Raw genomic sequence first — 12748 nt, forward strand, 5'->3', positions numbered from 1 at the left:
ATTATTTAGATAAAAAGATTATAATAGTTGTTTTTAGGCTGTTAATAACTATTAGATAATGTATTTTTAATCGAGAATATATATAATAACAAAACTATTTGAAATATAATTAAAAAACCTATCGTTTCACCTTTAAGTTGCAATATAAGAGTATATGACAGAAGAGTTAAGAATAATATTTTATAGCCTTTAATTCTAAATAAGAAATTTACTAAATAGACTTGATATAAAAAAAGCAATAAAAAATACCCTACACCTCCAAATAAAATATTTCTCAAATAACCTGCATCTGTATGCATATAATAACCACCATTTTCACTTGTATACCAACCATCTCCAAACAAAAGCCTTACTGAATCCATAGGTATATCCCACATGTTAATTAATCCATTGGTAGAAGAACTCTCTATTTTACCATTTTCTTGTAGAAAAAGATCAAACGCATACGGTATTATTCTATTATTTATAATTAGCTGTACCTCTTCTGACAGCAACATATAGACAGTAGTAAATAAACCGAAAAATAACAATCCTATTTTAGAAATAAATACTGGATTTATCATTTTTTTCGTGTAAACAAATAAAGCCATTAGAAGACCTAAAGCCAAACCTACAAAACCTGTTCTAGCTGTAAAAAAAGTCCCTATAACTAATAAAATAAAAATAAAAAACCACTTTAAATTAAACCATTTATAACGAAAAAGACTATCTAAAAATAAAATATAAATTAAACCATAAGTAGCACCTAAACCAAAATATTTAGAACCAGCCAAAGAATATGTTCTTATCCCTCCTCTAAAACTAAGCATTCTTTCACTAAAACCACTTACCTTGATAACAAACTCATGATAGGCAGGAGAAGCCATTGCACAAAGGATACTGATACTCTGTAAGGCAAAAGTGTAAAAAATTAATTTGTGAATTTCTTCTAAATTTGTTGTCACCGAAAAAGTATAGGATAAAACAACTAATAAGCTAAATATAGATATACCTTGATTAACAAAAGTTTTAATTATTGAATAATCATAAGTTCCATGAAATGTAGGTATTGCAATACCTACAACTATTATTAGAAATAAAAATAGAAATATTAACTTAGTATACTTATCATTTATTTTTAAGAAAATACTTTTATTTTTTCGTTTAAATAAAAGTAATATCATTGAAATTAAACACGCCAAAACAGTTCCATTATAAAAAATAGGAATAGGCGGTGAAAAAATAAGCAAAAAGAAAATTAAAACTAAGACTATTTTTTCTATTTTAAACAACAATTTTAGTTAGTTTTTTAGTTAATAAATAAATAACTGTTTTAAAAAAATTTACTACACCTATTTTAACAAAATCAAGAGATATTATTAAATGTAAAAGTGTACTGATGTAATTTTTAGTTACAGACCTATAAAGATAATATTTAAAAGTAATAAGTGCTTTTCTTTGGGCTAAATTCCAGCCTGATAATTGCATTACTTCTTTTTCATATCTTTTAATTTCATTCAAATCTAAAACAGTAGCAATACGATATGTAATATTATTGTTTTCACAAAAAGCATTCAACATTTTACGTCTTGTTTGCCCTGCGTAAAATTGTTGTTCAGATAATTTACCTTTACTTATTTGCTGACTACTAACTCTATATTTGAATAAAACTTCTTGTATATTATGAAATTTCCCATAGTTATGAAATCTACTCCATAATTCGTAATCTTGTGCATATTTAAAAGATTCATTATAAGTGATTTTATCATTATTTTCATCTAAAATAAAATTTCTAAACATCACTACAGGATGTGCAAAAGGCGATTTTAAGAAAAGAAACATATTATTTTCTTTTGGATAAAAAACCTCTTTTTGAACATCCCCAAAATATTCAATATTCGTACCACAAACTACATACTCTTTATTTTCATCTAAAAAATGAACCTGTTTTTCAAATCTTGTTGGATACGAAAAATCATCGGCATCCATTCTGGCAATATATGTTCCTTTTGCCAACAACAACCCTTTGTTTAACGATTTTGTTAAACCAATATTTTCATTATTTTCAACAATTTGTATTCTTTTATCTTTTTGTTGATACGCTTTTAATAATTCAATATTTTCTTTTCTTGAAGGTTTATCGTTTACAATAATAAACTCAAAATCAGTAAATGTTTGATTTAAAATAGAATTTATAGCCTCTTTCATCCACTCAATAGGCTCTGAATAAATTGACATTATAACCGAAACTTTTACCATTATTTTTTTATTTTTTACATTCATCAAAAACAGATAAATTATTATCTTATTTTTTTAAAAAAATTATTCTGTAGTGTTTTTTTCATCAAAATAAAACTTGCTAAAATTGAAGAAACCACTAAAACGAGTGCTACATAAAACACTTCTAAATCGTAAATTTTCACTATTAAATATCCTAATAAAATTACACAAAAATTAATACTTAAAATGTTAAACACTTCACTTTGTCTTTCTTCAATAATAAGTATTCTTGTTGTAACTAAATTTAAAACAGCAGGTATTATCATTAAACAAATAAAGTTATAAAGATTAATTTCTTCCCCTTCAAAAACTCGTTTTAAAAGATACATTTGTATATAAGACGCTCCAAAATACATCAAAAAATAAGCACCTAAACTAGCTAAAGAAAAAGCTAAAATAAATTTTTTAATTAATTTTGAAAAACTAGCATGTTTGTCTTTTTGTTCGGATAAATAAGGGTAAACAGCATTCATTGCTGGTGCAATACCGCTATAAAAAATAGTATATGTTTTTTGAGATAATGCAAAAATACCTGTTATCGTATTTCCGTAACTAGAAGAAATAAAATACGTAGTAATAGGATTTAGTAAATTATTTAAAAAACTATACGAATATATTTCAAAAGAGCTTTTAAGCCTTTTTTTATTGTACGAAAATGTTAGTAATTGATACTTAAAATCAAATTTTCTCGCAAAGAAAAAAATAAGAATACTATTAAGAATATATGCACCAACTGTTAAAGTAACATATAGTAATAAATCATTTTCATTTTTTACTAAAAGTACAATTAAAATACCAAAAATAAGTTTAGTTGAAATTTGCACAAAAGAAACAACTCTTAACTTTTGAATTGCCAAGAAAAAGAATGATAATGAAAAAACCTCAAATAAAATACCAAGAGAAAAAACTAAGGATATTATAAAATAACTGTCATATTTAATATTGATAATCAATAAAAAAATCAGGATAGATATAAAAGAAAAAATTATTTTAAACGAAAAAACTTCGGATAAAACAGTATGTAGTTTAACTTTATTTTCTTTGAAGAGTGCAATATCTTTAATTGCTTCTATATTGAAACCGAAATTTCCAAAAGAAATAAAAAAACTAAAAAAAGATAATAAAACCGAAAACTCACCAAAAAGATCTAATCCTATTCTTAAAATTACAATTGGTAATACAACTAACGGAATTAAAAAATCTAATACTTTTACGATAGTCAAAAGACCAATATTCTCTAATAATTTACGCATGTATTTTTTTTACTGGTATTCCAACATAAATACCTGGTTCTAAAATACTTTTAGATACGACTGCTCCTGCACCAATAATTACATTATCACAGATGGAAACATTCGGTAATATTGTTGCATTTGCCCCTATTTGAACATTATTTCCTATTGTTATCTCAGAACCAATATGCACTAATTTAGTACTATTATTACTGTCTTTTGTGAAATTTAATTTAAGCGATATTATTTTTGCTCCAGCAGAAATTGCTACATTATTTCCTACACGAATTCCATTTGTTGCATTCAAATAACAATAATCATTTAATGAAAATCTTTCTCCAAAATGTAATTTATTCGGATGTATTATTGAAAAAGGACCATGAACACTACCTTTTTTGTATGTTTTAGGATATAAAAACTGAAACCTTAACCTATGAAATTTTAAAATAACTCTCTCTAAAATAGCCATATTTATTTTAATTTTTTAATCCAATCTTTACCAAAAACAACTCCTACTCCTGTTACAATTCCTAAGAAAAGCCAAATTATAAAAATCATTCCTCTTCGAGGTTTTGATTTTATAGCAGGTACACTTACAGGATTTATAACTGTAAATACGGGTGTATTTTCTTTTAGTCTAATTTTTTTTGTTTCTAATTCTTTTGCTAATTGTGTATAAACATTATAGGCTAAATTATAGTCTGATTGCAAACTTTCTAAACGAGATTTTGAACGAGAAGTAATTAATCCTTGATTTCTATCTCTAAAACTAGCTAAAGTTGCTTGTTTATTTTTGAAATCTTTTTTTACTTCATTATAACGTTCTTGAATAAAAGTAAACTCTTCTTTGGTTTTTTGAGTTTTAAAATTAGTGATTTCTTTTTCTAATAACTCTTTTGCTTTTTTGGTCATTTGTGCCGCTGGTAAGGCTTGTGGCATCGAAAAATCTATTTTCACAAAACCTTCCTTAGGATTAATCTCTAATGCTAATTGGTTTTCTATAAATTTAAATAATTTTATTTCTTGTAAGGATACTCTATATATACTATCTTTTCCAACTTGCAACACACTTACTTCATTACTTTTAAATAAGCCTATTAACTTACCAGGAAGTCCGATAGTATATTCTTTAATAAAAGAGAGTACGTTTATTTTTTGATGATTTAAATAATATTCTTGATAGGTAACTTCTTTTTCAAGATGAGAAAATTTTAAAGGCACGTTTAGTAGTTCTTTTTTAAAAAGAATACTTTCTACTATTTTAGGATACAATTGAGGGTGAATATCCTTAGAAGCGCTACTACTTCCTAAATTAATTCCTGCCAAAGCGGCTAATCCACCTAAATCACCACCTTTATTGTTTGATAATTGAGGTACTAAAGTAGTTGATGCCGTATATTCTTTGGCTGAAAAAACAGCAATAAATGCGCCTAAGAAAGCAAAGATAATCATAAAACGGATTACGGTTTTTTTACCTTTCCAAACAGTTTTAAATAAATCTAATAAATCTATCTCATCAGAAGTATTGTATGTACTTTTATGTTCCATTTTTTTTACTCTTATTTTTACTATTTATCTGTTAGTGTCTTGACTAAAACTCCTAAGGTCGCTAATCCTGTTGTTATGGCAATAATTTCTTGTGTTGATACCTTTCTAACATTTTGCGGTTTATTAGGTACTAGTATGACAGAGCCTGGCTTTACTTTTGGATATGATTTAAAGAATAAAAAACTTTTTGTTGTTTTAATATCACCATTGGCATGGATTACATAGGCTCTACTCTTTTTAGCATTTGCTGAAAAACCACCAGAGCTTTCAATATATTGTTTAAAGCTCCTTGCTTTTTCATATCGAACCAATGACGGCGATAATACTTCACCTTCTACTTTTACGGTTTGTCTTTCAGATGGAATAAAGAGTTCATCACCTTCTTCTAATATTAAATTATATTTTGATGATTCGCCACCTTTAGCTAATATTTTTTCTAGGTCAATTCCTATTTTAAAGGATTTTTTTCCATTAATTTCTTGTGTAGCAACCCCTAGTGTATCTTTTTTAGCAAATTCTGCAAGCATTTCTGATTGCTTTTCATCTTCTTTTTTATTATTTTTTCTCGTTAAAAAAGCTCCTTGAACGTATGCAAATTTTGTTAATCCACCTGCTTTTTTAATTAAGTCTGATATTTTTTCATTTTTTAAACCGATAGAATATTCTCCTTCAAAATTAGCTTCTCCTTTAATAAAAACATTTTTTTGTTTGGTATATCCTTTTAAGTATCGAACTGAAATAATATCAAAAGGTTGTAAAATAAAATGATTACTTGCTGTTCCTTCTAAGGTACTATTTGCACTAAGATTAAAGTTTTTACTAATAGTTTCGAAACTTCCATCTTTCAACCTTCTTGAAACATCAATTGTATTGGCATCAGCACCATCTTTTAGCCCACCGGCAAGTACAATTAAGTCTTCAATTTGCATTCCTTGCATAAAATCAAATTTTCTACCTTTATTTACTGCGCCATTAATGGTGATAAATTCTTTTTCTTGTAGTTCTTTTTTACTAAAGATATAAACTTCATCATTTTGCTTTAAAAACAGTTTGTCATTGTTTTCTTTTAATGAAAAAGAAATAGTCTCTTTGTTTGTTTCATCATAAATTCTTGTAATGATTCCTCTATCTAAGAAAGCTTCTTTGGTAATTCCTTCTGCTTTATTTAATAAATCGGTTATCGATAAATTTTCGGTGTATTCATAATTTCCAGGTTGAAAAACAGCTCCTTTTATGGTTATTTTATTTGAAAATTCATCTGTAATTTGATTAATTTTTATAAAATCGCCATCTTTTAATTTTTCTACGGATAATTTTGCTTGAGGTATTTCTAAAATTTCTTTTTGAATCCCATTAACTCTTTCAACAACAATATTTTGTTTGTATGCGTTTGAAACAAAACCACTACAATATTTTAATAAATCTGAAACGGTTTCAGAATTTTTCATTTCATACAACCCAGGTCTTTTAACAGCTCCTTCGATTGTTACTAATTTCTCGTAGGGTTTTACAATGATAACATCCTGATCTTGTACGGTTATATTTCCTTTTTCTAATCCGTTTACTAAAAACTCATAAAAGTCAAAATCAGCTATTTTTTGTCCTGCTCTAAAGAGTCGAATATTTCTAAGGGTTCCATTTTTTGTTGGTCCACCTGCAGCATATAAAGAGTTTAAAACTGTTGAAAAAGCGCTTAAAGAATATGAACCAGGTACTTTTACCTCTCCAACAATACTTACTTGAACATTTCGTACTTCTTTTATAGAAACGGCGATATTCACTTTATTATAACTATCGGAAGAAGCTGTTATTCCAGCATAAATTTTCTTTAAATAGTTTTTAATTTTTGATTTTGCCGCTTTAATAGGCAATCCTACAACATGAACATAACCAACACCTTGAATATTAATAGCTCCTTGTCTATTTACTTTTTTATCGTAATTAGCTTCAGCTGCTCCCCATAAATCAACAGAAATAACGTCTCCTGCTCCGATAACATAATTTTCAGGAGTTGTTACATTTAAATTTGGAGTAAATGAAATATTTGGATTATTAAAAAAATCATATCCAAATAATTTTTCTTTTTGTTGTGTTTCACTTTCTTTACCTGTTAATCCAAAATATACCTCATCTTGAGTTTTTAATATTTTAACACCATCAACTTTAGTTACACTTGAATTATCTAGATTAAGGATTCTAGTTTTTAATTTTTGAGCTTGAACTTCGGACATTCCTTTGGTTTTTGCCATTACTAGGGCTTGTTCTAAGGTATATCCTTGTTTTTTAATTTTATCTCGATAACTAGCAACTTGTTTATCAGAAAGATTATCAACCTCAACAGTATTTAATTGCGATTGTGTAGCCTGAGCGTATGTTACGGTACTAAAAAGTGAGATAAAAAGTATAAAAACAACTTTCATCATTTTTTTTTTCAATGTTCTTTTATTTTTCAATTTCAAAAATTTTAAACCAATTTATAAATTCTTTAATTCCTTTATCTAATGAGGTTGTAGGCTTATAATTATAATCTTTAATTAATTCATCTACATTTGCCCATGTTTTTTGTACATCACCAGGTTGCATTGGTAACATTTCTTTTTGGGCAATTTTACCTATATTTTTTTCTATTTCTGATATAAAGTCTAACAATTTAACCGAATTATTATTTCCGATATTGTATATTTTATATAAATTTCTCTCTTTAACTTCTTCGATAGGTTTTGAAATTATTTTTTCAATTCCTGTAACGATATCATCAATATAGGTAAAATCACGTTCCATATCGCCATGATTAAACACTTTTATAGCACGATTATTCATCATCGCATCCGCAAATAAAATAGGTGCCATATCGGGTCTTCCCCAAGGTCCATATACGGTAAAAAAGCGTAAACCTGTTGTTGGTATTTTATATAGATGACTGTATGTATGTGCCATTAATTCGTTGCTTTTTTTAGTAGCGGCGTACAAACTTACAGGATGATCTACATTATCCGAAGTTTCAAAAGGCACTTTTTTATTCGCTCCATATACGCTTGAACTACTGGCGTACACCAAATGTTTAATCTCATTATCGCGACAACATTCCAAAATATTTAAAAAACCAACGATATTACTTTGTATATAAGCATCAGGATTTTCAATACTATAACGAACTCCTGCTTGTGCTGCTAAATTACAAACTACGTCAAACTGTTCTGATTCAAACAGCATTGATAATACTTTTTTATCTTCTAAATTAAGTCGGATAAATTTAAAATTAGTGTTAGCACTACTGTATGTCTCTTGATAAAAAACTGAAGCATCTTCTCTTTTAATACCTAGTTCTTTTAATCGGGCATATTTAAGATTTACATCATAATAATCATTGATATTATCGATACCAACAACATTAAAACCTTTTTCTAAAAGCCTTTTACTTAAATGATACCCTATAAAACCTGCTGCGCCTGTAACTAAAACTTTCATTAATTTTTTCCGATTTGATAATATTCAAAACCTTGCTCTTCTAATCTAAATGCGTTGTATTGATTTCTTCCATCAAAAATAATTGGTGTATTTAATTGTTGTTTTATTTCTGTAAAATCTGGTGAACGGAATTCTTTCCATTCTGTCAGCATAATTAAAGCGGTTGCTTCTTTTAAAACATCGTATTTTGATTCAAAATATGAAACACCTTGAACATCTTTTAAATAAAAATGCTGTGCTTCTTCCATCGCTTTCGGATCGTATGCTTTAATTTTAGCGCCTCTTTTCACAAGTTCTTTTACCACATAAATAGCGGGTGATTCTCGCATATCATCGGTTCCAGGTTTAAAAGCTAATCCCCAAAGGGCAAATGTTAATCCTGATAAATCTTCACCAAATCGTTTAATTATTTTCTCAGCGATTACAAATTTCTGACGATTATTTACTTCTTCTACGGATGTAATTAATTGTGCGTCATAGCCATTTTCTTCGGCTATTTTCTTTAATGCTTTTACATCTTTTGGAAAACAAGATCCTCCATAACCAGCTCCTGGATAAATAAAACTGTATCCAATTCTACTATCAGAACCAATTCCGACACGTACATTATTTACATCTGCGCCTACTCTTTCACAAATATTAGCGATTTCATTCATAAATGAAATTTTGGTCGCTAACATCGCATTTGCAGCATATTTGGTCATTTCTGCCGAACGAATATCCATGGTTATAAAACGCTCATGCGACATGGTAAACGGTGTATATAGTTGTCTCATTTTATCAAAAGCATATGCTGTTTCTGCACCAATAACAACTCTATCGGGTTTCATAAAATCACTGATAGCATCTCCTTCTTTTAAAAATTCAGGATTTGAAACAACATCAAAAGTAATATCTAAACCTCTTGCGTCTAACTCTTTTTGAATTGTTGCTCTCACTTTATCGGCAGTTCCTATTGGCACCGTTGATTTATCAACAACGACAAGTCTTTTAGTCATTTTAGCGCCTATTTCTTTGGCTACGGATAAAACATATTGTAAATCGGCAGAGCCATCATCGCCCATAGGCGTTCCTACGGCGATAAAAACAATCTCAACATCGTTGATAACTTCTTCTAATTTTGTTGTAAAAAGAAGATTATTTTTTTCAACATTTTTAAGAACCATTTTTTCTAATCCTGGTTCATAAATAGGAATAATTCCTTGGTGAAGTTTATCTATTTTATTTTGATCGATATCAACACAAGTAACTTTATTTCCCATTTCTGAAAAACATGCTCCTGATACTAAACCTACATAACCTGAACCTATAACTGCTATATTCATCTAACTATTATCTTTTAACTTTTCTTAAAACACTTTAACTTATTTATAATAAAAAAACTATTATCTATTTAAGATATACGTTTGAAATTATATTTTTATTGCAAATATACTTTTATCTATTTAAAAACAAATGTTTCTCTCCATTATTGACTACTTCCACATTTCGAATATCGTGTACAATTTCTATGGATGCTTTTGCATCTGCGAGTCCGTATCCCTTTCCTTTTAAGATTCCTTTATAGCTTTGAGTATGTAATTCTGTAAAACCGCCACTAAATTCGATTTCTTCTCCATCAACAGTTATCGAGCGATAGGTTCTTTGATTTTTCTGCTTAACTTCTAAGGGCAATGAATTTTCATTTATTGATAAAAACCAGCGTACTCTTGCGTTTTCAAACTCTAAATATCCTGCTGATGCGTCTTTTTCTCTTAGATGGACTTTATTTTCTTGTACTTTTCCAAAAACCCAAGAAAGCATATCATAAAAATGCACGCCAATATTGGTGGCAATTCCTCCTGATTTACTTTGATCTCCTTTCCATGAAACGTCGTACCAATTTCCTCTAGAAGTTATATATGTTAAATCGACTTCATATTTTTGCTGTTTACCTAGTTTTTTTTCGGCAACAACTTTTTCTTTTAATGCGATAATACTTGGATGCAATCTCAATTGCAGAATGGTATTAATTTTATTTCCCGATTCTTTTTCGATATCTTGTAAAGCATCTACATTCCAAGGATTTAACACCAATGGTTTTTCACAAATAGCATCTGCTCCTCTTCGCAATGCCATTCTGATATGCGAATCATGTAAATAATTTGGGGTACAAATACTTACATAATCTAGTTGAATATTTTGTTGTCGTTTAATTTTTTCGATATGGCGGTCAAAGCGTTCAAATTCCACAAAAAAATCTGCATTTGGAAAATAGCTATCCATTACACCTACGCTATCGAATTTATCTAACGCAGCAATTAACGTATTATTGGTATCTTTTATTGCTTTTAGATGGCGTGGTGCAATATATCCTGCGGCTCCTATTAGTACAAAATTTTTCATTATAATGTTTTGTCTGTTAAATTTTGAGGAAGAAAATTTTTCACATCATACACGACACTATTTTCTTTTTTTAATTGTAGTAAATCAATTTCTTTAAATTGATGATGCGACACTGCTAAAACGACGGCATCGTATTTTTTTTCGTAAAGATTATTTGTTAATTCAAAATCATACTCGCTTAAGACTTCTTCATTCTTAGCCCACGGATCATAAATATCAACTTGAACGCCATAACTTTTGAGCGCATGATATACGTCAATTACTTTTGTATTTCTGATATCGGGACAATTTTCTTTAAAGGTGATTCCTAGTATTAGGATTTCAGCTTTTTTAACTTTTACATCTTTCGAAATCATTAACTTAACAACTTCGGATGCAATATGATTTCCCATACTATCATTTAATCTTCTTCCAGATAAAATAATTTCTGGATAATAGCCAAATTGTTGTGCTTTTTGCGCCAGATAAAATGGATCAACACCGATACAATGTCCACCGACTAAACCAGGTTTAAAGGGCAGGAAATTCCATTTTGTGGCGGCGGCTTCTAAAACATCATTTGTGTTGATGTTCATCAGATTAAAAATTTTAGCCAATTCATTTACAAAGGCGATATTAATATCTCTTTGACAATTTTCTATAATTTTTGATGCTTCGGCGACTTTAATTGACGATGCTTTATGCGTTCCTGCTTTAATTACAGATTTATATAAATCATCAATTTGTTGTGCTATTTCTGGGGTAGATCCCGAGGTAACTTTCAGGATATTTTCTACGGTTCTAATTTTATCACCAGGAGAAATTCTTTCAGGAGAATATCCTACATAAAAGTCTTTATTTAATGTAAGTCCTGATTCTTTTTCTAAAACAGGCACACAATCTTCCTCTGTTGCTCCAGGATATACGGTTGATTCATAAATAACGATATCTTGTTTTTTAAGAATTTTCCCGATTGTTTTGCTGGCACTTAATAGGGGGATTAAAATGGGTTGATTATTTTTATCTACGGATGTTGGAACGGTTACAATATAGTAGTTACAATCTTTTATTTCTTGAATATTATCGGTCACAAAGAGTCCTTTTTCTTCGGATTTTTGATGTATTAAGACGGTTTTTAATAAATCGGGTGCTACTTCAAGTGTTGTATCGATTCCGTTTTTAAGTTCGGCAATTCTTTTTGATTTTATATCAAAACCAACCACGGAATATTTAGTTGCAAATAATCTTGCTAGGGGCAATCCTACATAACCGAGTCCTATAATTGCAATTTTTGGTACGTTCATTTTTATAACTAACAAAGTACTTTTAGCGTACTTTTTATATTTTTATATAATTTACGAAGCTACAAAAAACATTTTTAAAAATATTAGAAAACAAAAAAAGTCTCATCAAAATTTGATGAGACTTTCGGTGGGCGCGAAGGGATTCGAACCCCTGACCCCTTGGGTGTAAACCAAGTGCTCTGAACCAACTGAGCTACGCGCCCTAAAACAATATATTTAACTTTAACTAATAATCTATGTGGGCGCGAAGGGATTCGAACCCCTGACCCCTTGGGTGTAAACCAAGTGCTCTGAACCAACTGAGCTACGCGCCCTAATGCAATTAACCTTTTAAGCTTTTGGTGGGCGCGAAGGGATTCGAACCCCTGACCCCTTGGGTGTAAACCAAGTGCTCTGAACCAACTGAGCTACGCGCCCTATAAGCTAATTGCGGGTGCAAATATATAACACTTATTTAATATAGCAATGCTTTTTTCAGGTTTTTTTGACTTTTTTTTCATAAAACTTCGGCAACAACAAAGGTACTTCCTCCAATATAGATACCATCTTTATCATTTGCATTTAATTTTGCTT

10 protein-coding genes and 3 tRNA genes are annotated in these 12748 nt (G+C 29.2%); all 13 read right to left on the reverse strand.

Annotation, left to right across the window (positions count from 1 at the left end):
* Nucleotides 1-41: 41 nt before the first annotated feature.
* The 13 genes from L0U72_RS07860 to L0U72_RS07920 all read right to left on the reverse strand — a co-directional run bounded on the left by L0U72_RS07860 (nucleotide 42) and on the right by L0U72_RS07920 (nucleotide 12592).
* Entirely contained in the window at nucleotides 42-1271 is a 1230-nt protein-coding gene (locus tag L0U72_RS07860; RefSeq protein WP_233898821.1) for a hypothetical protein, read from the reverse strand.
* Nucleotides 1264-2217, reverse strand: coding sequence for a glycosyltransferase (locus L0U72_RS07865; protein WP_233897326.1), 954 nt, complete (start codon nucleotides 2215-2217; stop codon nucleotides 1264-1266). The genes L0U72_RS07860 and L0U72_RS07865 overlap by 8 nt, the downstream gene beginning before the upstream one ends.
* Before the next feature lie 62 nt (nucleotides 2218-2279).
* Nucleotides 2280-3512: an oligosaccharide flippase family protein gene (locus L0U72_RS07870; protein WP_233883718.1), complete on the reverse strand. Its 1233-nt coding sequence runs from the start codon at nucleotides 3510-3512 to the stop codon at nucleotides 2280-2282.
* Nucleotides 3505-3960: an acyltransferase gene (locus L0U72_RS07875; RefSeq protein ID WP_233883719.1), complete on the reverse strand. Its 456-nt coding sequence runs from the start codon at nucleotides 3958-3960 to the stop codon at nucleotides 3505-3507. Before L0U72_RS07875 ends, L0U72_RS07870 begins: the two co-directional genes overlap by 8 nt.
* Before the next feature lie 2 nt (nucleotides 3961-3962).
* Nucleotides 3963-5039: a Wzz/FepE/Etk N-terminal domain-containing protein gene (locus L0U72_RS07880; protein ID WP_233898822.1), complete on the reverse strand. Its 1077-nt coding sequence runs from the start codon at nucleotides 5037-5039 to the stop codon at nucleotides 3963-3965.
* 20 nt (nucleotides 5040-5059) lie between these two features.
* On the reverse strand, nucleotides 5060-7462 hold the full coding sequence (locus L0U72_RS07885) for an SLBB domain-containing protein (RefSeq protein ID WP_233898823.1): 2403 nt from the start codon (nucleotides 7460-7462) through the stop codon (nucleotides 5060-5062).
* A gap of 19 nt (nucleotides 7463-7481) precedes the next feature.
* On the reverse strand, nucleotides 7482-8507 hold the full coding sequence (locus L0U72_RS07890) for an NAD-dependent epimerase (RefSeq protein WP_233883723.1): 1026 nt from the start codon (nucleotides 8505-8507) through the stop codon (nucleotides 7482-7484).
* Nucleotides 8507-9832 carry a UDP-glucose dehydrogenase family protein gene (locus L0U72_RS07895; protein ID WP_233883724.1) on the reverse strand — a complete coding sequence of 442 codons (1326 nt, stop codon included), beginning with the start codon at nucleotides 9830-9832 and terminating at the stop codon, nucleotides 8507-8509. The genes L0U72_RS07890 and L0U72_RS07895 overlap by 1 nt, the downstream gene beginning before the upstream one ends.
* 112 nt (nucleotides 9833-9944) lie before the next feature.
* The gene (locus L0U72_RS07900) at nucleotides 9945-10892 is read right to left on the reverse strand and encodes a Gfo/Idh/MocA family protein (RefSeq protein WP_233898824.1); all 948 of its coding nucleotides are present in this window, start codon (nucleotides 10890-10892) and stop codon (nucleotides 9945-9947) included.
* The gene (locus L0U72_RS07905) at nucleotides 10892-12175 is read right to left on the reverse strand and encodes a nucleotide sugar dehydrogenase (protein WP_233898825.1); all 1284 of its coding nucleotides are present in this window, start codon (nucleotides 12173-12175) and stop codon (nucleotides 10892-10894) included. The genes L0U72_RS07900 and L0U72_RS07905 overlap by 1 nt, the downstream gene beginning before the upstream one ends.
* 128 nt (nucleotides 12176-12303) lie before the next feature.
* Nucleotides 12304-12378, reverse strand: a tRNA-Val gene (locus L0U72_RS07910).
* A gap of 36 nt (nucleotides 12379-12414) precedes the next feature.
* Nucleotides 12415-12489, reverse strand: a tRNA-Val gene (locus L0U72_RS07915).
* Nucleotides 12490-12514: 25 nt separating this feature from the next.
* Nucleotides 12515-12592 (reverse strand) — tRNA-Val (locus tag L0U72_RS07920).
* Between the last annotated feature and the right edge of the window lie 156 nt (nucleotides 12593-12748).

It is taken from the genome of Tenacibaculum piscium (assembly GCF_021390755.1).
Lineage (GTDB): Bacteria > Bacteroidota > Bacteroidia > Flavobacteriales > Flavobacteriaceae > Polaribacter > Polaribacter piscius.